This window comes from Corynebacterium sp. HMSC068G04 (assembly GCF_001814885.1).
GTDB lineage: Bacteria > Actinomycetota > Actinomycetes > Mycobacteriales > Mycobacteriaceae > Corynebacterium > Corynebacterium hiratae.
Window position 1 is genome coordinate 127,891 of record NZ_KV818333.1, and the last position, 19,715, is coordinate 147,605.

Genomic DNA, 19,715 nt, shown 5'->3' on the forward strand with positions numbered 1-19,715 from the left:
AGAGTAGCTGGCTGGAACTAGCGCATGAAGGATGGCACGTCGAGATCGTCATCGCCGTCATCGTCGAAGTCACGACCTCGACGCTCCGTGGGGCGCGAGAGACGGTACTCATCATCGCCGCCGCGGCGGTAGTCCTCACCGCGGAAGCGATCCGAGGTGGTAAATAGTCCGCTCGACGGGGCCGGCTCTGCCGGCTGCTCGCGCTCGTAGGAGTGACGCGGGGCGTACTCTTCACGCTCAATGCGCTGGGAGTCAGCGCGCTGCGGTTCTGCGCGGGTGTACTCCTCGCGCGGGGCCTCGGTGCGGGGCGCGGCGGGGCTCTCAGGCTGTGCCTCAGCGCGGTGCTCGAAGAGGGAACCCGGACGTGCAGCCGGGGTAGCCTCCGCACCGTGTTGCTGCGTCTGGCCAGGCTGTGCCGGCTGGGAGGTCATGTTGGCCTGAGCATCGAAGCCGGTGGCGATGATGGTGACGCGGACTTCGTCACCAAGGTTGTCATCGATGATGGTGCCGAAGATGATGTTGGCGTCCTCGTCGGCGCGCTCCTCCACCATGGAGGCAGCGGCATTGACCTCGTGGAGGCCCAAGTCAGAGCCACCGGCGATAGACAGCAGAACGCCCTTGGCGCCCTCCATGGTCGACTCCAGCAGCGGAGAGTTAATAGCCTGCTCGGCGGCGTTGAGCGCGCGGTTATCGCCGCGGGCAAAGCCGATGCCCATGAGGGCGGAACCAGCGTCGGACATGACGGAGCGAACGTCCGCAAAGTCGACGTTGATCATGCCCGGGATGGTGATCAGGTTGGTAATACCCTGCACACCGTTGTGCAGAACTTCGTCGGCGGCGCGGAAGGCTTCGACGATGGACAGCTCCTCGCCGCCCAGCTGCATGAGGCGATCATTCGGGATAACGATGAGGGTATCGCAGACCTCGCGCAACTCCTCAATGCCGGCCATGGCCTGACGGGTGCGGCGCGCGCCCTCGAACTTGAACGGGCGGGTAACGACACCGACGGTCAAAGCGCCCATCTTCTTCGCGATGGAGGCGACCACCGGAGCGGCGCCGGTACCGGTACCGCCGCCCTCGCCAGCCGTAACAAAGACCATGTCGGAGCCCTGGAGGGCGTCTTCAATTTCGGTCTTGTGATCCTCCGCGGAGGTCTTGCCTACCTCAGGGTTGGCGCCGGCGCCGAGGCCGCGGGTGGCCTCGCGACCGATGTCGAGCTTGGTATCCGCATCGGAGAAAATCAGCGCCTGGGAATCGGTGTTGATCGCCACGAACTGGACTCCCTTGAGCCCTTCTTCGATCATGCGGTTGACAGCGTTGACACCACCGCCGCCGACGCCGACGACCTTGATGTCCGCGAGGTTGTTGCTAGATGAGATCATACGAGGGTCTCTTGCCTTTCGAATAAGGTTTTAATGTAAACGAGGAGGCGCCCCTTTTTCTGAGAGGCGGTTACATCCATCTTTAACGACAACGGGGTAATTTCGGCGCACATTTTGCCGCGTGTCGGTACCCTCAACCTCTACTTTAGGGTTGCTGACATGCGGTTTTCTTAACAGGCGTCCCACCCGCCCCACTCGCGACGCGCTTAGCGACGAGTCACCAGCGACGGGTTCGAAATGTTCCAAGAATCGCCCTCGAGCTTGAGCACATCCTCAAAAGCAATGGCCTTGTTCGCGTTGTCTTCCGACGCACCCCAAAAGATGGTTTTGTCATCCTCCGTGCGGAAGGTCAGCGAATACCGGTCCTTAATTTCGAGGGCCGCGACCTTCTCCCGAATCGGCGCGGGGAGCGCAGCGACGGCGTCGACAGCCCCCTGCATCTCAGGCGAACCGGAGTCGGTGTGCCCTGTCAGCTCTACGGCTTCGGGTGGCGCTTCGTCCTCCACGAATTCCTTACCGTGGTTGTCCACCAAAATCGTCCTATCGCCCTGTCGTACATAAGCTACCGCCTCGTGCTCGACGAGCTCGATGTGGACGGTTGACGGGAAGGCCCGCGACACCGTCGCGCTCTCTACCCACGGCAGGGAGGCCACGCCGTGCGCGGCTTCGCGCGCATCCAGCCGCGCCAAATTAGAGCCCTTCACGACGCCACTGGCCTGCTCGACCTCCTCTGCCTCAACGTGATCATTTCCCACGACTTCGAAGGATGTCACCTTCAGGATGGGAAAAAGCCACACCGCCGCGGCAGCAACCGCCACTACGAGAAGCACCGCGCCTAGCGCGAGCGCCCCAGTCTTTTTAGACATTCGGTTCCTTCGGTTCCTCCGCGCCGCTCGCATTCTCAAGCGCCGACAAGATTTCACCCGCCACGTAGGTAACAGTTCCCGCGCCGATGGTAAGGACGATATCTCCGGGCTGCGCCAGGGAAATGACGTCGCCGGCAGCCTCAGAGAAATCCGGCTCGAAAATGACCGGCATGTCTTCGGGCATCTTGTCGGTGATAATGCGGGAGGTAATTCCTTCTACCGGCTTCTCGCGGGCGCCGTAGATGTCGAGGACGACGGCGGCGTCGGCAAGCGCCAAGGCCTGAGCAAACTCGGCGTCAAACTCCATGGTCCGGGAGTACAGGTGCGGCTGGAAGCAGGCGATCACGCGCGCACCCTCGCCCTCGGCGTCCGCCTTCGCGCGCGCCGCGGTAAGCACCGCAGACACCTCCGTGGGGTGGTGGGCGTAGTCATCGAAGACGCGGATCCCCTGGGCGCTGCCGCGGTACTCGAAGCGCCGGCGCACGCCCGTAAAGTCGGTCAAACCCGCGGCCAGTTCCGCCGGGTCCCCGCCAGCCAGCACACCGGCCAGCAGGGCCGCCGCCGAGTTGAGCACCATGTGATGGCCCGGGACATGCAGGTCATAGGACAGCTCCTGTGGCGCCTGACCCGGCAAGGTCAGGCGAACGCGGACGTGCGCGCCGGCGGCGGAGACGGTTTCTTCTAGGATCTCCGCTGCCAGCGGCACGGAAGAATCCGCGGCTACCTCGCTGCGCGTGCCGTAGCCCAGCACCTGAATCCCGCGCTGAGCCGCCCGCTCACCCGTGGCGGCCGCATGCTCATCCTCGAGGCACACGACGAGGTAGCCGCCCTCAACCACGCGGTCGGCGAAATCATCAAAGACCCGATAGTAGCTCTCTGCCGTGCCGAAATAGTCGAGGTGATCAGGCTCGATGTTGGTGATGACTGCCACGAAGGGGCTGTAGCGCAGGAGGGAGGCATCGGATTCATCGGCTTCTGCCACGAAGGCGTCGCCAGTGCCGCCGTGCGCGTTGGTCCCAGCTCGGTTGAGTTGCCCGCCGATGGCGAAGGAAGGATCCATCCCCGCCTGCTGGAGCGCGGTGACCGCCATAGAGGTCGTCGAGGTCTTTCCGTGCGTGCCGGCGAGCAGCACCTGACGGTGGCCTTCCATGAGCTCAGCCAGCAGGTCCGAGCGACGGATCACTGGAATCCCGGCTTCCCGTGCCGCAACCAGCTCCGGGTTGTCCTGCGGGATGGCGGCGAAGGAGGTGACGACTACCGTCGGCTTGTCCCCAGCCAGATCGAGGTTCTCAGCCACGTGGCCGACGGCGACGTGCGCACCCATCGCGCGGAGGACGTCAACGGCCGTCGACTTCTTAACGTCCGAGCCGGTGACGACCGCGCCACGGCTAACCAGGATGCGCGCGAGGCCGGACATTCCGGAACCGCCGATGCCGACAAAGTGGACGCGGGACAGGTCCGTGGTGGCGGGGGTATCAGTCATGGTGAAAATTTCCTTCTTTAATAAACCTGTACTGTGCGCCTAGCCGCGGGTGTCGGCGGCGACGCGGTGCGCGATTCGGTCAGCGATCACCGCGGCGGCATCGCCGGCAGTGCTGGCGTCAGCAGCAGCACGCATGGCCGAAAGGGCGTCGGGATGGTCAAGGATAGCGCGAACTTCGGCGACAAGGCGCCCCGGAGTAAGCTCCGCGTCCGGTATCTGGACCGCGGCTCCCGCTTCCACCAGAGCCCGGGAGTTCAACGCTTGCTCGCCGTTGCCGTGCGGCAGTGGCACATAGATAGCGGGCAGGCCGGCCGCAGACACCTCAGCCACGGTCATCGCGCCGGAGCGGCAGACCATCACATCAGCAACGGCGAGCGCGCCGGCCATGTCATCGATATAGGGCACGGCCGTGTAGTGCTCGTGCTCAGTCGGCACCGTGTTCTTCTTGCCGTAGGCATGCAGCACTTGGAAGTCTCGGCACAGGTCCTCGAGCGCTCCGGCGACGGCGGTGTTAATGCTCACCGCTCCCTGCGAACCGCCGGTAACCACGATGGTCGGGCGGCCTTCATCCAGGTTCCAGTTCTGGCGCGCAGCAGAGGCCTTCGCACCATCCGGGTCCTCGCCCAAGCCCGGACGTACCGGAATGCCCAGGACCTCGCCCGGCATGCCAGATCCCTTTTGGGCATTGATTCCCGTGCCGCCAAGACGCACGCCCAGCTTATTAGCCATACCGGCCAAAGCATTCGTCTCGAGAACGAAGAACGGAATGCCCAAGGACTTCGCCGCCAGGTAAGCCGGCGCCGCAACGTAACCACCGGTGCCAAACACAGCATTGGCCCCGACGTCCTTAAGCACCGCGCGAGTTTCCCGAACGGACTTGAAAATCCGCCAAGGCAGCTTCACCGCGTCAATGTTGATCTTTCGCGGAACAGGGACCGGAGTGATCATGCGGAGATCGACACCGCGCGCCGGCACGATGTCGCTTTCCAGACCCCGCGGCGTACCCAAGGCGGTGACCCGCGCCCCGTGGCGTTGGCGTAGCTCCTCCCCCACCGCAAGCGCGGGCTCAATGTGTCCGGCGGTGCCGCCACCTGCGATGACGACGGAAATCGGCGTGTCATTCATGCACTACACGCTACCAGCGCCGCACTGCGCTACCGGCGCTCGCCGCGCCGATACTCCCGCCGCCCCTCCGCGCGCGGCGCCTGCGACCGCTGAGAGCGCCCCGTCACCGCGCGCCCAAAACGTTCCTCGCGGCTGCGCTCCACGTGGCGTTGGGAGCGCTCGCGGTGTGGGCGCTGGGAACGCCGAGCATCTGCGCGCTCGCGCGGGGCACGGTGCGCCCCGCCGCGCCGCTCATTGGGCGGGGTCGGCTCTGGAATAAAGAAGATACGGTCGAAGAGCGGGCGTCCAAAGTTCTGCATCGCGGACACCTGCAGCGGCTCGTGGCGCGCCACATTGCACAACAGGCCCATCGAGCCAATGGTGATAACCGCAGCCGTACCACCCGCAGAAATCATCGGGAGCTGAATACCCGTCACCGGCAGCACACCGATGACGTAGCCGATGTTGATGAAGGCCTGCACGACAACACCCACCGACAGCGTGGCGGCCAGCAAGGACTGGAACTGGTCCTGCGCACGGGTTGCGGTACGCAACCCAAAGTAGCCCAGCACGGCGAAAAGCACGATGACGAGCGCACCGCCCCAGAGGCCTAGCTCCTCACCGATAATGGCGAAGACGAAGTCGTTCTTCGCCTCTGGGAGGTAGAACCACTTGGCGCGTGATTGGCCGAGGCCAACGCCCCAGAAGCCGCCGTCGGCAAGCGAAAGGAAGCCTTGGTAAGCCTGGAAACCGGTACCTTGTGTGTCCTCAATATTGCCGCGCAGCGCATCGAAGTAGGTGTGGAAACGGTGCGAACGGAAACCACCGGCCAGGAAAACAGTGATCATACCGATGGCGCCAAAGACGCCGACGACGACGGGCACACGCCAGTTCACGCCGGCGAATACGAGGGTGAAGACCACAATCAGGGCGAAGGACACGCCCATGCCCAAGTCACCTTGGGCCACGATGAGCACGAACATGATGCCGGCGATGATGGAATACATCATGAACGGATCAGTCAAGCGCATCGAACGGTGTGTTTTATCCGCCAGCGCCGAGGCGCCATACATACCCACCGCGACGCGAGCGAACTCAGAGGGCTGGAAGGCCACGCCACCCGGCAACATGATCCACGACTGTGAACCGACCTCCGCGCGGCCGGTACCGATACCGGGCACAAGCACGAGGATAAGCAGCAGGATGGATAGCCCCAAGAACCACGGCACGAGCGCCCGCAACGTGCGCGGCGAGATGCGCAGGCCGATCCAGAACACGATGAGGCCGGCGGCGACCAATACGCACTGGCGCAAGGCTGCCGACCACGGGCTATCGGTCTCCGACAGGGACGTCGCCATCGACGAAGAGAAGGCCATGAGCACGCCGATGCCGATGAGGGAGAAAATCGCGATGCGCAGCATCAGGTAGTCAAACCCCGGGTAGGCGCGCAGGCGCTCGCGAAGATCACGCAGGCGATGGCCCAGCGTGCGGTGTGGCTTCTGGGTGCTGGTGGCAGTCACGGCTTCTGGGTGCTCCTAGCTAGCGGGCGAGGCGGCGGGCAGCGGCGGCAAACATGTCGCCGCGTTGGCTCATTCCGGTGTACATGTCCAACGATGCCGCAGCGGGCGCCAAAAGTACGGTATCGCCGGCTTCGGCGTGTTGCACAGCGGCGCTCACGGCTTGGTCCATCGCCGTCTGAGGGTCGTGACTGTCCACGATGACGAGAGGCACGTGGGGTGCCGCCTTGACCAGGGCCTGGGCCAGCACGTGCTTGTCGACGCCCACCAGAACCGCCGCCTTCAGCCGCGCGGCGTGGGTACGCAGGAGGTCCGAGACATCTGCGCCTTTGAGCTGACCACCGGCGACCCACACCACGGAGTCAAGACCACGCATGGCAACCTCCGCGGCGTGCGGATTCGTCGCCTTGGAATTGTCGATGTAGGTCACGCCACTATGACGGTGGACAACCTCACCGCGGTGCCCGGCCACCACGTAGGCGTCGAGGCCCTCCGCGATGGACTCAGGCTGAGCGCCGGCAAGCGCGGCAACCGCCGCGGCAGCAGCGGCATCCAGCACCCCAGCAAGACCTGCGGGCTGGATGGTGGTGACATCCTCCACCACGGCCGCGTGCAGTCCGGCGACCTCATTGACCACGAGGCTGCCGGCACTCACGCCGACTTCGCCCGGGGCGGGCTCGGCGTGGGTAAAGGCGGTAGCGCCGGATAGAGAGGCGGCAAGCGCGCGAACGTGCTCGTCGTCCTTTCCATAAACGGCGTGCGTACCGCGCAAAATCTTCGCCTTATCCGCCGCGTAGGCCTCGAAGGAGCCGTGCCAATCGAGGTGGTCATCGGCGAGGTTGAGCAGCGCTCCCACATCCGGGCGCAGCTGGGAGGCCCAGTGCAGCTGGAACGAGGACAGTTCCGCGACGAGGATATCCACGCGGGGCTCGGCGGCCAAGGCATCAAAAGACGAGACCCCGATATTTCCTACAGCCTGCGCGCGCTGGCCGGATCGCTGCTCGTCAGCGGCCATGATGGCAGCGAGCATCCCCGTCGTTGTGGTCTTGCCGTTGGTACCTGTGATCGCGAGCCAGCGGCGGGAGGGCCCAAATACCTCTGCCTGGTCAAGGCGGTAGGCCAGCTCCACGTCACCGATGACCTCAAGGCCGCGGGAAGCTGCGGCGGCGAGCAACGGCGAATCCGGGCGCCACCCCGGCGAGGTCACGACGAGGGAGTAATCCGACAGGTCTACTGCTGCTGTGTCCACGGTGGCAACGTCGAGCTCGGCGGCGAGGCGAGCGCGGGATTCCTGGTTTCCATCAGCCACCGTGACGTCCACGCCTAGGTGGTCCAGGACCGCAGCACAGCCGCGGCCGGAAACGCCGGCACCGGCGATGAGGACCCGGCCAGAGAGGAAGTCGGGGCGCGTCATGCGCCGACACCTATACCTGTGGAGGTCAGCCATTCACCGTAGAAGATGGCCACGCCGGCCATCGCCGCCATCGCGGCCAGCAACCAGAAACGGACAACCACAGCAGTCTCCGCCCAACCGCCGTTTTCAAAGTGGTGATGGATCGGGGCCATGCGGAAGAAGCGCTTGCCGGTGGAATGGAAGACCACGATCTGAATGACAACGGACACCGTCTCGATAACGAACAGGGCGCCGATAATCACCATGAGAAGCTCGGTACGGCTGGTGACCGAAATGCCGGCAACCAATCCGCCGAGCGCCAGGGAGCCGGTGTCTCCCATGAAGATCTTGGCGGGCGCGGCATTCCACCATAAAAAGCCGAGGCAGGCACCGAGGCCCGCCGCCGCGAGCACGGCGAGATCGAGGGGATCGCGCACCTGGTAGCAGCCTGCCGCAAAGTTGGTGGCGCAGGAATAGCGGAACTGCCAGAAGGTCATCAGCGAGTAGGAGCCCATGACAATCGCCGTCACTCCTGCGGCAAGACCGTCGAGGCCGTCGGTGAGGTTGACCGCGTTCGACCACGCCGCAATGAGGAAGTACATGAAGATCAAGAACACGATGGTTCCGATCACAACGCCGCCAACCGCAAAGTCGAAAGTTTTCAAATCGCGGATGAACGACAGCTTGGTGGAGCCAGGAGTCAGGCCCGCATCATTGGGGAAACGCAGCACAAGAAAGCCAAAGAGGAGGGCCAGTACCAGCTGGCTGACCAGCTTCGCGGTCTTGTTGAGACCTAGGTTGCGCTTCCGGAAGAGTTTGATGAAGTCATCCGCAAAGCCCACCGCGCCCAAGCCCAGCGTCAGTCCGAGGACGAGCAGACCCGAAGCAGTAAACCCCCCGTGGCCCGTCAGCATGCCATAAAAACCAACCACGAGATAAGCCACCAAGATACCGGCCAGAATAGCCAGGCCGCCCATCGTCGGCGTACCCCGCTTCCGCAGGTGGGACTTGGGACCGTCCTCGCGGATCTCTTGACCGCGACCGGAGTCGGAAAAGTATCGGATGAGAACCGGGGTGGTAAAGATCGCCACGAGGAAGCTAACCGCACCAGCGATGATGATCTGAGTCACGAGCTTGAAGTCCTTTCTAGCGGCTAGCTGTGGTTCAGCTGCTCCGCGACCAACCAGAGGCGCTGGGCATTGGAGGCCTTAATCAAGACCACGTCCTTAACGCTACGGCTAGCCCAATCATCGACCCCTGCCGGGGCCGCGCGCAGAATGCCGTCGACCGCCCGAGCGGCAGCCGCGGCATCGGCGCACACCATTGTATTTATACCTTGCTGTGCAGCCGCCTCAGTCATTGCCCGGCAGTTGGGGTTCTCCCCCACCGCGACGAGGTGCTCCACGTGGTATTTGGCCAATATCTCCCCGAGCTGGCGGTGCGATTGTTCGGCATCGCTGCCGAGCTCTCCCATCTCACCAAGCACCGCGATGGAGCGGGCATCGGGGCGTGCTGCTGCGGTATAGGCCAAGGCGGCAATCGCCGCGCGCATCGAATCCGGGTTGGCGTTGTAGGAATCATCAATGATGGTGACGCCATCGCGGCGCGTGCGCACGTCCATGCGGTGCTCGGAGGCTAGGCGGTGCCCAGACAGCGCAGCCGCTACCGTGGCTACCGATACCCCCAGCTCGATGGCTGCCGCTGCCGCGGCCAGTGCATTAGACACCTGGTGGGAACCAAATACCTGCAGCTTCACTTCGACTGGCTCAGCGTTGGGGCTGTGGAGGACAAAGGAGGGGCGGGCCACGTCATCGAGCTCGATGTTGGTGGCATAGTACTGTGCCGCCGGTGCGCCGCCGCGGCGGTTATCCGTGGAGTAGTACACCACCTTGGCCCCCGTGCGTGTCGCCATTGCGGCGACGAAAGGATCGTCGGCGTTGAGGACGGCCACACCGCCCGCTTCCGCGCTCGGCAGTGCTTCCACCAACTCTCCCTTGGCCTGCGCGATATTCTCGCGCGAGCCAAATTCGCCGAGGTGCGCGGAGCCGACGTTGAGGACCACGCCGACGCGCGGCGCGGTGATTTGGGTGAGGTGGCGGATGTGTCCGATACCGCGGGCCGACATCTCCGCCACGAGGTAGCGCGAGTGCTCATCACAGCGCAGAGCCGTATACGGAAGCCCAATTTCATTGTTGAAGGAGCCGGGCGGGGCGACGGTCTCCCCCACCTCGCGGAAGATGGTGGCGATGAGGTCCTTGGTCGAGGTCTTGCCCGCCGATCCCGTCACTCCCACGATGGTCAAATCCTGCTCTGTCGCCAGCCGCTGCGTTACTGCGCGGGCCAGCGCGGACAACGCCTCGACGACAGCGGCGGCGGAGCCATCGACATCGTTGGCATAGATATCGGCGTTGGCTCCGTCACCTTCTACGCGTCCGCGCGGCTCCACGACGATGGCGGGTACACCCACCGGCCGGGCAGCCAAGACGGCGACGGCTCCCTTCTCCACCGCGGTGTGGGCGTAATCGTGGCCATCGACGCGGGCTCCGGGCAGTGCCACAAAGAGTCCACCCGGAGTGACCTTGCGAGAATCGAACTCAACAAAGCCGGTCACTGGGGTCTCTGGCTCGTCGACGCTATCCAGGCGGCCGCCCGTGATCTGAGCTATCTCAGCGAGGCTTAACGCAATCATGCTTGCTCCTTGGATTCTTCGGTACTCAGGGTAGTCGCTGTCATCGCGGCATCAAGTGCACGCGCCATCTCCTCGCGGTCGTCGAAGTGGTGGACGGTATCACCAATCAGCTGTCCTACTTCGTGGCCCTTGCCGACGACGATGACGGCATCGCCCGGCTGTGCCCACGCCACGACCTCGTCGATGGCTTTGGCACGGGAGCCGACCTCCCGGATATCGGCCTCCGGGTTCGCTTCGCGCGCTCCCGCGAGCACTGCCGCGCGGATAGCTGCTGGGTCCTCGGTGCGGGGGTTGTCATCGGTGATCACGACCATATCGGCGCCCTTCGCAGCAGCCGCCCCCATGAGCGGGCGCTTGGAAGAATCGCGGTCACCTCCCGCGCCGACGACAATGCCGATCCGGCCGCTGCTGCCTTCCAGCTGCGCACGCAGGGTATCGAGGACCGCGGCGACCGCAGCTGGCTTGTGCGCATAATCGACCACGGCGACAAACTGCTGGCCGCGGTCGATGCGTTCCATGCGGCCCGGGACCGCCACCTTTTCTACGCCTTCCAAGAAGACGCGCGGCTCGATGCCACTGGCTGCGGCCATGCCGGTGGCCAAGGCCGCATTGGCGATGTTGAAAGTGCCCGGCATGGGCAGCCGGAATTCATAGGAACCAGCGTGCTCTCCGGTGGACACCGTCAGCTCCACCTGCTGTGCGCCGGTGGCCTCAGTGCTGAGTTGGCGGGCGGTGATGTCCGCCTCGGTGGCCTCCGCGCTCGTGGACACTGTCATGACCGGACGCGCCGCGGCGCGCTGCGCCATGCGTCGCCCCCACTCGTCGTCGACACAAACAACGGAGCGGTCGGCGGCCTGGGGACCGTCGAAAAGCATGGCCTTCGCCTCGAAGTAATCCTCCATCGTAGGGTGGAAGTCGAGGTGGTCCTGGCTCAAGTTAGTGAATCCGCCAACGGCAAAGCGCGTTCCCTGGACGCGGCCCAGGGAAAGCGCGTGAGAGGACACCTCCATGACCACGTGCGTTACCCCTTCGTCCACCATGCGGGCGAAGAGCTCTTGCAATGTGGGGGCCTCTGGAGTCGTCAGCGAGGTAGGCACCGGCTCCCGGTTAATGCGAGTGCCCGTGGTGCCGATCAGGCCCACCGACAAGCCCGCGTGCAAAAGCCCCGCTTCCAGCAGGTAACTCGTCGTAGTTTTACCGGACGTACCCGTCACGCCAAGAATGGTGAGCTTTTCAGTGGGGTGCCCATAGATCTCCGCGGAAACGTGTCCGAGGATGGCGCGGATATCCTCGACCACGAGAAGTGGGCGTGTTTCTCCCGCTTCGGCAAGGATGCGTTGGCCTTCCGGGTCGGTCAGAATCGCGGCTGCTGCGGTGTCTGCGGCATAGCGTGCGCCATGAACGCGCGTTCCCGGAAGCGCAGCGAAGAGTCCACCAGGTGGCAGGGTTGCAGAGTTTAGTCCGCAGGAGCCCACGGTGGTCGAGGCATCCCCGATCACGGTGCCCGAAGAAATTTCTGCTAAACGATCAAGGCTGATGCTGCTGGTCACGGTGCGTCCTCTTCTCTATCTCTGTAGGTTATTCGCGGCCGGAGCTATCTATTCGGCACGCAAGGTCAGGTGCGGTGCTGGTGGGGAAGGCGGAATATTGTCACGATCAAGCAGCCAGGATGCGATATCACTGAACACAGGCGCTGCAGACTGGCCGCCGGAGCCATCGTCGTTGACACCGGATTCGGGCTCGTCCAGCATGACTGCGACGACAAAGCGGGGATCGTCGGCAGGCGCGATGCCCGCGAACGTGATCCAGTACTTGGAGTTCGAGTATGCTCCCGTCTCCTCGTCGACCTTTTGCGCGGTACCAGTCTTGCCGGAGAGCTGATAGCCCTCGATCTGCGCGTTGCCGGCTGTACCGTTGTTCAGCCCCTGCGGATCCTCCTGGAAGACCGCACGGAACATGTCCACGACAGTGCGCGCAGTTTCGGGACTGACCACGCGGGTGGTCTCGGGCTTCTCTAGTTCTTCCTTAGTCCCGTCAGGCGCGGTGATCGAATCAATGATGCGCGGCTCAATGCGCTCACCGTCGTTGGCCAGGGTCTGATAGATGGAGGCCAACTGCAGGGCAGTCCATGACTGGCCCTGGCCGATGGGCAGGTTAGCGAAGGTACCGCCGGACCACTGCGAACGGTCAGGTACGAGGCCTGGAGACTCGTTGGGCAGCTCAATGCCGGAAGTCTGGCCGAGGCCGAACTTCTTGAGGTAGTCAGCGTATTTATCCTGGCCAAGACGATCTGCCAACATCAACGTTCCCACGTTCGATGACTTACCGAAGACGCCCGTCGTGGTGTAGGGCTCAACGCCGTGCGGCCAGGCATCGTTCACAGTCACCCCAGCCATGTCGATGGAGCCGGGAACCTGGAGGACCTCATCGGGGTTGGTGAGGCCCTCCTCAATGGTTGCCGCGGCGGTGATGATCTTTGCCACCGAACCCGGCTCAAAGGGGTGGGATACGGCGAGGTTGTCGAAGGTCTTATCCTTCTCCAGCTGCTTTTCGATGTCCTTGTTCGGGTCGATGGTGCCGGTATTCGCCATAGCCAGAACCTGACCCGTGGCGGCATCCAGAACGACTGCCTCGGCGCTCTTTGCCTTCGAATTAGCCTTGGCCTTTTCCAGCTTCTGCTGAACGTAGGTCTGCAGATCCAGATCGAGCGTCAACGTGACGTTCTTGCCGTCGGTGGTGGGCACCTGATCGCGAAGGGTACCGGGAATGACCTGACCGCTGGCTGAAACGTCTTCGGTGGAGCTGCCGTCAATACCCGTCAGTGTGGTATCGCCGGAGGCCTCAAAGCCGAACTGGCCTTGGCCGTCCATGGATACCTTGCCGATGACGTTCTCTGCGATAGCACCATTGGGGTACTGGCGGATCTGCTGCTCATCAGCGGCGAGACCGTGGTAGTCCTCGGAGATGGCCACCGCGACATCCGGATCGACGTTGCGCACGAGGACCTCATATTGAGTATCGGCACGGAGCTTGTCCATGATTTGCTCCGAATCCACGTCCCCGGCATCGATGCCGGCTTCCTTCAGTTTGTTCGGGATGCCCTCCGACATGTCAGTGAGCCGCTCTGTCACCTTGTCGTCGAGGAAAGCCTCTTTGGCATCGGGTGCCAACGACTCAAAGTGAGCCTCGCCGGCGGCCTTTTGCTCTTCCTGTTCACGGAGCTCATCTCGCAGGCGCGTAGGTGACACGGTCAAGGATCGGGCGCGCATCGTGTAGGCCAACCGCTGGCCGTCGCGCGCGAGGATCTCGCCGCGCCCGGCCGTATCGACATAGACGCGGGTTCTCTGCGCAGCGGCCTTCGCCGCCAAGTCAGGTCCCCACACTATCTGGACCCACGCGAGGCGCCCCATCCACGCCAGCATCACCACGAGCAGCAAAGCCGCGATGACGTGTACACGACGGCGCATCGTCTTCTGCTGGCTCATGAAGGGCTTGCCGGTGCGCGGATTCCGTGAACGGGTCGCGGGAACGACGCGGTCGGCGTCGTAACGCTGCCGTGGTTGGTGAGAGGTACCGCGCGGTTGGGCGGCACGGGCGGCGGAAGCGCGCCTCGGGCGCGGGCCACCGGAGTGTGGTGGGGTCACACGTCACCTTTCTGTCTGCAGCGAAGATGGGTCAATAATCAGTGGTTCATCCCGAATTGTGCCCTATTATCGCCGCCCGCCCACGCAGGCACGCGCGGAGCGGGGATGGAATCTACCCGCGGGCGGCGTAGGGAGCCTGGGCCGGGATGTCCGGCAGTTCTACGTTCCCTTCGGCCGGCTGTCCGTCATTGGTGGATTCACCGCTGTCTGGGTGGCTGTCCGAACGAGACGCACCCGACTCGGCGCCTTCGCGCTCGCGGTTCCTCTCGCTCAGCGTCGGACGGGCGTTCAGGTTATCGGATACGTTCGCCGTCGCGTGTGGGTCACTCGAGGCCTGACCCGGGCGGACCGGTTCGCCGTTTACGTCGATGACAGATTCCATATCCGGGGTGGCTTCGCGCTTCTGTTCCACGTTTCCGTCTGCGTCGACTTCCACTACGCCAGGCTGAACCGGGACGCCCATCTTGGCCTCGTGGGCGCGGCGGGCGACGTCCGACGCCGAACGCACGTTCTCCAAGTCTCGGTTCAGAGTCTCCAGCTGGTTATCGAGCGTGGATTCGTGGGCAGTAAGCTCCTGAATCTTAAAGGTCTGGGACGTCGACAGGCCAGAGAGCCACATCGCCGCAGCCACACCAGTGATGAGCAGGCCAATGGCGATGAAAGAAAGGCGAGCGAAAAGGCCAGTAACCCGCGTGGGCTGTACGACGCGGCGCCCACGATTGCTCACTACCTGCTTCGAACCGAGGCGGTTTCCTCGCAGACCCGTTCCGACCCGGCGGGCGGGCACAGTACTGCGATGCGGCGTGCGACTGGGCAACGGGGTGGTGCGGCGCCCCCGCTCCAGCAGCGCGGTTCCCTGACCGGAGAAATCAGATCCGGTGGTGAAATCGCGGCTAGCTCCCATGGTGTGGGTCCTCTCGTGGTCGCGGTGGTACGTTGCCTGTGCGGTTCGGTCTCTCAGCGTCATGGCCTGCCTCCCGGTTCATGAAAAGACGGACTGCCCTCGAGGCGCTCGAGTGCGCGTACCCGGACGGACGCTGCCCGGGGGTTCTCTGCAATCTCCTCCTCGCTCGCCTTCTCCGCGCCACGCGTCACGATGGAATAGTGCGCTGCCGTGCCCGGAAGGTCCATGGGAAGCCCCGGCGGAGTCGTCGAGGTGCTGAGCTTGGTGAAGGCATGCTTGACGATGCGATCTTCGAGCGACTGGTAGCTCATGAACACCGCGCGGCTGCCGACGGACAGGGCATCCGTAATCACGGGAATGACCTGTTCGACCGCCTCAAGCTCGCGGTTGACCTCAACGCGCAGCGCCTGGAAGGTGCGCTTCGCGGGGTGGCCACCGGTGCGACGCGTCGCTGCGGGAATCGTGGCGTACAACAGCTCAACCAAGCGGGCTGAGGTAGTAAAAGGTTCCTTTTGCCTTTCCTTTATTACTGCCGAAGCAATCTTGCCGGCAAAGCGCTCATCGCCATAGGTTTTGAGGATGCGGGCGAGGTCACCGTGGCTATAGGTGTTGAGTACGTCGGCGGCAGTCATTCCCTGGCGCGGGTCCATGCGCATATCCAGCGGGGCGTCGGTCTTGTACGCAAACCCACGCTCCACCTGGTCAAGCTGCATGGAGGACACACCCAGATCAAACAATGCCCCTGCAATGCCGTGTTCTCGCGCGATAGAAAAAATCTCATGGTCCCCCTGCGCAATGGCACGACCGACCTCATCGAAGCGAGCGTTGACGCCGACGAAGCGGTCGGCGAAGGGGGTGAGACGTCGAGAAGCACTGCTCAACGAGGCGGAGTCACGGTCCACACCGAGGATTCGCGCGTTAGGAAAGCTGTTGAGGAAGTATTCGCTGTGGCCACCAGCCCCCAGGGTGCCGTCCACGATGACGGCGTGCTCCCCCGCTGCTTCGACGGCCGGAGCAAGCAGCTGAGCCATACGCGCACGCATAACAGGGACATGGCCGTGGTTGTCATTCACGTCATAGGTAATGGTGCCGTTGTGGTCCACAGTTGCTGTCCCCCTTTCCATTCAGGCGCCTGAGGCCGCTATCAGATCTGTTCGATAAAAAATCGAGTGCGTATAGGGCCCTGTCCGAGGAAGGGTTCTGATGTCGGGGAAGTACACCAGCTCATCCTCCTCGGGCAGAGTCCATACACGCACTCTCTGTGTGCCAGGAAGCTCTACAGCAGCCCGGCAAGTACGTCATCGGCGTCTGCCGCCGAATAAGCGTCTTCAGTTTGCGCCTGGTATTCAGCCCACGCGGCTGCGTCCCAGATTTCGAGGAAGTCAACCGAGCCCACAACTACGCATTCCTTCGTCAGGTTTGCGTACTCACGGTGCCCTGCGGACAGCGTGATACGTCCGTGCCCATCGGGGCGCTGCTCGTCCGCACTCGCTGCCAAGTTACGGATGAACGCACGCGCTTCTGGGTTGGTGCGTGACACGGCCGCTGCTTTCCTAGCTCGCGCCGCGAACTCCTCCCGCGGGTATACCGCGAGCGAATGATCCTGACCTTTGGTGACCATGAGGCCGCCAGCCAGTTCTTCGCGAAACTTTGCCGGAAGCGTGAGCCGTCCTTTGTCATCGAGCTTGGGAGTGTAGGTGCCGAGAAACATCCCCGGGTCCACCTTCCTGTCACTCGAAAACTCCGGATTCCTCTCGCGACAAGAGAGCAACTCTCCTCCGCTACGCCCCACTCTACCCCACTTTCCCCCACCTCCCACACCTTTATCACCGCAACAATCTGCGTGTCGCAAAAACATTGCAGGTAAAAGGCAGTTTTTCCAGTGGGAAGTTTTCCCAGACTCCCCTTGACACACCCCCTTAAACAGGCCAATTTCCACGTATTCACTCACGCAACTTTGACCTCTTAGCATGTAATTTTCCCCACCACCCCCATATTCCTGACGTTTACACCTTCCCACCACGCCCCAAAGAGCCCTCGGGCCGACATTTTCCGACCGGCGAGCAGCACAGGTGGGGCAAAGTGGGGAAAATCGGGAAATCGCACGAAAAGTCTCCCCTCCCCACGCAAGATGCCCGCACAAGTTTTTAGAAACATTGCGTCGCCATGATAGAAACATCATGTTGCCATCTTGCGGCACGCAGGGTGACACGCCAACCTACTTTCACCCCACACACTAGGAAGTTCCTTCATGTATCTAGCTTGGCGCGAGATGCTCTTCGCGCGTACCCGATTCCTCCTCATGGGCGTCGTCCTTGCACTCATGTCCATGCTCGTCGTTATCATCTCCGGTCTCACAGCAGGCTTGGTCAACGACGGCGTCTCCGGCCTCAAGGCGATGGAGAGCAACGTCATCGCTTTCGCCGATGGCACGCAGAAAGACTCTGCATTCACCCGCTCGGTTGTCGATGCCTCCGATGCCGAGTCCTTCTCTCAACTAGAGGGCGTGGACCAAGCCACCCCCTTGGGCCTGACCATTGCTAACGCCCACAACCAGGACGCCACGGCGGTGGACCTCACACTCTTCGGAGTAGAACCTGACTCCTTCATCGCACCGGCAGGCTTGCCCCCAATCGACACCGCCCGGACAGATGGCAAGCCCAGCAACACGAAACACGACATCATCCTGTCCTCCACCCTGCAGGACGAGGGGATCGAGGTGGGCGACACCATCACCCTCGACCGCTTGGATATCCCCCTCAACGTCATCGGGTTCACCGACAACCAGCGAACCTTCGGCCACGTCGACGTGGCCTACCTGCCGCTCGATATCTGGCAAGAGGTTCACGCCGGCGGGCGCCACGGCGAAGCTGTCACCCCAGAGGCCTATGAGGAAGCATCTGTCATCGTCGCTCGCACGGCGGATAAGCCCGATACCGATGCTCTCACCGAGCGCTCCGGCCTCGACGTTCGAACTCTCAAAGAGAGCTTCGACTCCTCCCCCGGCTACACCGCCGAAATGATGACCCTTTCCATGATCACCTGGTTCCTCTATGTCATTGCCGCGCTCGTTACCGGCGCCTTCTTCCTCGTGTGGACCATCCAGCGCGCCGGCAATATCGCCACCCTTCGCGCAATGGGCGCCACCAAGAGCTTCCTGCTGCGCGATAGCCTCGGCCAAGCGGTGGTCATCCTCCTCGTATCAATCCTCGCCGGCGCACTCATCGCCGTTGGCCTGGGCAGCCTCCTAGAGAAAACGGCTATGCCCTACGCCACCGAATTCAGCGCTGTCATCAATGGCGGTCTCATTCTCTTCGTCGCCGGACTGCTCGGCGCCTTCATTGCCGTCGTCCGCGTTACCCGAACCAACCCCCTCGCAGCCCTAGGAGAAAACCGATGAGCCACGCTTTGGAACTGAAAGACGTCACCATCAGCTACAGCGACGGAGATTCACACGTTAAGGCACTGAATTCCGTCGATCTCACCGTTGAGGCAGGCGAATTCGTTGCCGTGGTTGGCCCCTCCGGTTCCGGAAAGTCCACACTGCTCGCGGTCGCGGGCGCTTTGACGACGCCCGATTCCGGCCAAGTCCTCGTCGCGGGCGAGGACATCGTGCCGCTGGGTGACTCCGAACTGGCGCAGATCCGCCGCAACCACATCGGCTTCGTCTTCCAGTCCTCTGGCAATCTCCCGTCTGCACTGACGGCGGAGGAGCAGATCGAATTGGCCAGCAAGGTCATCGGCAAGACTGGGCGCTACTCCAGCGCCGAGCTGCTGGAGAAGGTCGGCATGGCGCATCGCGCGAAGCACCGGCCCGGCAGCCTTTCCGGCGGTGAGCGCCAGCGCGTCGGTATCGCGCGCGCACTCGTAGGCGATCCACAGGTGCTGCTCGTCGACGAACCCACTGCCGCCCTCGATCGCGCACGCTCCCAGGAGATCGTTGCGCTCTTGGCACAAGAGTGCCATGACTTCAACGTCGCGGGCGTTATGGTCACTCACGACTACGAGGTTCTCGATCACTGCGACAAGGTCTATGAGATGGTCGACGGCCGCTTAACACCGGCCACCACCTCCGCCCAGCGATAAGCAAAGAATGCGCAGCTTAACGTAGACTCACACGCATGCCAAAGATCACTGAAACGACAGTAGCCGAGCACCGCGCCGTCCAGCACCGCGCGGTGCTCGAGGCTGCCGAAAAGCTGATCATCACAAGCCATGGTGCAGTCCCCACCTTGGCCGAAGTCGCCGCGGAGGTCGGTCTTGCCCGACCCAGCGTCTATCGATACGTATCATCCCAGCACGATTTACTGGTGCAGCTGCTAATTCAGGCCACCCAATCGTGGAATGAGCAGCTCGAGTCTGCCATGGCGGTAGCCTCCCCGGAGCCTAAGAAGCGTATCCACGCCTATGTCGACGCTACGCTCGAGCTCTTTATTCATAGTGCGCACGGCCATTTGATGACCGCCGCGCAGCACTTCCCCCAGGCTTTTGCGGATGAGGCAGTGCAGCAGTCACATGGTGGGTTTGCCTCGATCGTTAACGAGTTTTGCCCTGGCGTTTCCAGAGCGGATATCTCGCTGCTCAACGCCGCCATCGTTCGCGCATCAGAATTGGCAAACCGCTCGCCCGAGCAGCTCCCGGGCATAACGCAAACCCTGTACGCCATGGCCGATGCCATCGTGCCACAGCCCTCCGACTCACAATAGAGCGAAGGGCTGCTGGGATGCTTCTAG

The 19,715-nt window shown here is 63.1% G+C and carries 16 protein-coding genes; 3 read left to right on the top strand and 13 right to left on the bottom strand.

Annotated features, from left to right (window positions below; genetic code table 11):
- Positions 1 to 17: 17 nt before the first annotated feature.
- The 13 genes from ftsZ to mraZ all read right to left on the bottom strand — a co-directional run bounded on the left by ftsZ (position 18) and on the right by mraZ (position 16,693).
- Positions 18 to 1,382 (bottom strand): cell division protein FtsZ, encoded by a 1,365-nt coding sequence (gene ftsZ, locus HMPREF2993_RS07710; RefSeq protein WP_049155264.1) that lies wholly within the window; start codon positions 1,380 to 1,382, stop codon positions 18 to 20.
- Between the two features lie 206 nt (positions 1,383 to 1,588).
- A complete protein-coding gene (locus tag HMPREF2993_RS07715) occupies positions 1,589 to 2,248 on the bottom strand; it encodes a cell division protein FtsQ/DivIB (protein ID WP_082254447.1) in 660 nt (219 codons plus the stop codon).
- Positions 2,241 to 3,731: a UDP-N-acetylmuramate--L-alanine ligase gene (murC, locus tag HMPREF2993_RS07720; RefSeq protein WP_070701784.1), complete on the bottom strand. Its 1,491-nt coding sequence runs from the start codon at positions 3,729 to 3,731 to the stop codon at positions 2,241 to 2,243. The genes HMPREF2993_RS07715 and murC overlap by 8 nt, the downstream gene beginning before the upstream one ends.
- Before the next feature lie 39 nt (positions 3,732 to 3,770).
- A complete protein-coding gene (murG, locus tag HMPREF2993_RS07725; RefSeq protein ID WP_070701786.1) occupies positions 3,771 to 4,856 on the bottom strand; it encodes an undecaprenyldiphospho-muramoylpentapeptide beta-N-acetylglucosaminyltransferase in 1,086 nt (361 codons plus the stop codon).
- Between the two features lie 29 nt (positions 4,857 to 4,885).
- Complete coding sequence (locus tag HMPREF2993_RS07730) at positions 4,886 to 6,355, bottom strand: FtsW/RodA/SpoVE family cell cycle protein (protein WP_070515752.1); 1,470 nt, start codon at positions 6,353 to 6,355, stop codon at positions 4,886 to 4,888.
- A 19-nt stretch (positions 6,356 to 6,374) separates the two neighbouring features.
- Positions 6,375 to 7,766 (bottom strand): UDP-N-acetylmuramoyl-L-alanine--D-glutamate ligase, encoded by a 1,392-nt coding sequence (gene murD / locus HMPREF2993_RS07735; RefSeq protein WP_070701788.1) that lies wholly within the window; start codon positions 7,764 to 7,766, stop codon positions 6,375 to 6,377.
- Positions 7,763 to 8,875: a phospho-N-acetylmuramoyl-pentapeptide-transferase gene (gene mraY / locus HMPREF2993_RS07740; RefSeq protein ID WP_049155252.1), complete on the bottom strand. Its 1,113-nt coding sequence runs from the start codon at positions 8,873 to 8,875 to the stop codon at positions 7,763 to 7,765. Before mraY ends, murD begins: the two co-directional genes overlap by 4 nt.
- A gap of 23 nt (positions 8,876 to 8,898) precedes the next feature.
- Complete coding sequence (gene murF, locus HMPREF2993_RS07745) at positions 8,899 to 10,434, bottom strand: UDP-N-acetylmuramoyl-tripeptide--D-alanyl-D-alanine ligase (RefSeq protein ID WP_070701790.1); 1,536 nt, start codon at positions 10,432 to 10,434, stop codon at positions 8,899 to 8,901.
- Complete coding sequence (locus tag HMPREF2993_RS07750) at positions 10,431 to 11,984, bottom strand: UDP-N-acetylmuramoyl-L-alanyl-D-glutamate--2,6-diaminopimelate ligase (protein ID WP_049155248.1); 1,554 nt, start codon at positions 11,982 to 11,984, stop codon at positions 10,431 to 10,433. The genes murF and HMPREF2993_RS07750 overlap by 4 nt, the downstream gene beginning before the upstream one ends.
- Before the next feature lie 48 nt (positions 11,985 to 12,032).
- The gene (locus tag HMPREF2993_RS07755; RefSeq protein WP_049155442.1) at positions 12,033 to 13,901 is read right to left on the bottom strand and encodes a peptidoglycan D,D-transpeptidase FtsI family protein; all 1,869 of its coding nucleotides are present in this window, start codon (positions 13,899 to 13,901) and stop codon (positions 12,033 to 12,035) included.
- A 289-nt stretch (positions 13,902 to 14,190) separates the two neighbouring features.
- Complete coding sequence (locus HMPREF2993_RS07760; RefSeq protein ID WP_049155246.1) at positions 14,191 to 15,045, bottom strand: cell division protein FtsL; 855 nt, start codon at positions 15,043 to 15,045, stop codon at positions 14,191 to 14,193.
- Entirely contained in the window at positions 15,042 to 16,085 is a 1,044-nt protein-coding gene (gene rsmH / locus HMPREF2993_RS07765) for a 16S rRNA (cytosine(1402)-N(4))-methyltransferase RsmH (protein WP_070701792.1), read from the bottom strand. The genes HMPREF2993_RS07760 and rsmH overlap by 4 nt, the downstream gene beginning before the upstream one ends.
- 173 nt (positions 16,086 to 16,258) lie before the next feature.
- Positions 16,259 to 16,693 (bottom strand): division/cell wall cluster transcriptional repressor MraZ, encoded by a 435-nt coding sequence (gene mraZ / locus HMPREF2993_RS07770; protein WP_046647963.1) that lies wholly within the window; start codon positions 16,691 to 16,693, stop codon positions 16,259 to 16,261.
- A gap of 540 nt (positions 16,694 to 17,233) precedes the next feature.
- Between mraZ and HMPREF2993_RS07775 the strand changes: the two genes are divergently transcribed.
- Genes HMPREF2993_RS07775 through HMPREF2993_RS07785 form a run of 3 tightly spaced genes read left to right on the top strand, consistent with a single transcriptional unit; the run spans position 17,234 to position 19,688 of the window.
- Positions 17,234 to 18,382, top strand: a complete 1,149-nt coding sequence (locus HMPREF2993_RS07775; protein WP_070546873.1) for an ABC transporter permease — start codon at positions 17,234 to 17,236, stop codon at positions 18,380 to 18,382.
- A complete protein-coding gene (locus HMPREF2993_RS07780) occupies positions 18,379 to 19,068 on the top strand; it encodes an ABC transporter ATP-binding protein (protein WP_046647961.1) in 690 nt (229 codons plus the stop codon). The genes HMPREF2993_RS07775 and HMPREF2993_RS07780 overlap by 4 nt, the downstream gene beginning before the upstream one ends.
- 35 nt (positions 19,069 to 19,103) lie before the next feature.
- Positions 19,104 to 19,688 (top strand): TetR/AcrR family transcriptional regulator, encoded by a 585-nt coding sequence (locus HMPREF2993_RS07785; RefSeq protein ID WP_046647960.1) that lies wholly within the window; start codon positions 19,104 to 19,106, stop codon positions 19,686 to 19,688.
- Positions 19,689 to 19,715 lie beyond the last annotated feature (27 nt).

What these genes read in the sequence shown, in the direction of transcription:
- ftsZ (WP_049155264.1), bottom strand. Translation starts at nt 1,382, where the DNA reads ATGATCTCATCTAGCAACAACCTCGCGGACATCAAGGTCGTCGGCGTC.
- HMPREF2993_RS07715 (WP_082254447.1), bottom strand. Translation starts at nt 2,248, where the DNA reads ATGTCTAAAAAGACTGGGGCGCTCGCGCTAGGCGCGGTGCTTCTCGTA.
- murC (WP_070701784.1), bottom strand. Translation starts at nt 3,731, where the DNA reads ATGACTGATACCCCCGCCACCACGGACCTGTCCCGCGTCCACTTTGTC.
- murG (WP_070701786.1), bottom strand. Translation starts at nt 4,856, where the DNA reads ATGAATGACACGCCGATTTCCGTCGTCATCGCAGGTGGCGGCACCGCC.
- murD (WP_070701788.1), bottom strand. Translation starts at nt 7,766, where the DNA reads ATGACGCGCCCCGACTTCCTCTCTGGCCGGGTCCTCATCGCCGGTGCC.
- murF (WP_070701790.1), bottom strand. Translation starts at nt 10,434, where the DNA reads ATGATTGCGTTAAGCCTCGCTGAGATAGCTCAGATCACGGGCGGCCGC.
- HMPREF2993_RS07755 (WP_049155442.1), bottom strand. Translation starts at nt 13,901, where the DNA reads ATGCGCCGTCGTGTACACGTCATCGCGGCTTTGCTGCTCGTGGTGATG.
- HMPREF2993_RS07760 (WP_049155246.1), bottom strand. Translation starts at nt 15,045, where the DNA reads ATGACGCTGAGAGACCGAACCGCACAGGCAACGTACCACCGCGACCAC.
- mraZ (WP_046647963.1), bottom strand. Translation starts at nt 16,693, where the DNA reads ATGTTTCTCGGCACCTACACTCCCAAGCTCGATGACAAAGGACGGCTC.
- HMPREF2993_RS07775 (WP_070546873.1), top strand. Translation starts at nt 17,234, where the DNA reads ATGTATCTAGCTTGGCGCGAGATGCTCTTCGCGCGTACCCGATTCCTC.
- HMPREF2993_RS07780 (WP_046647961.1), top strand. Translation starts at nt 18,379, where the DNA reads ATGAGCCACGCTTTGGAACTGAAAGACGTCACCATCAGCTACAGCGAC.
- HMPREF2993_RS07785 (WP_046647960.1), top strand. Translation starts at nt 19,104, where the DNA reads ATGCCAAAGATCACTGAAACGACAGTAGCCGAGCACCGCGCCGTCCAG.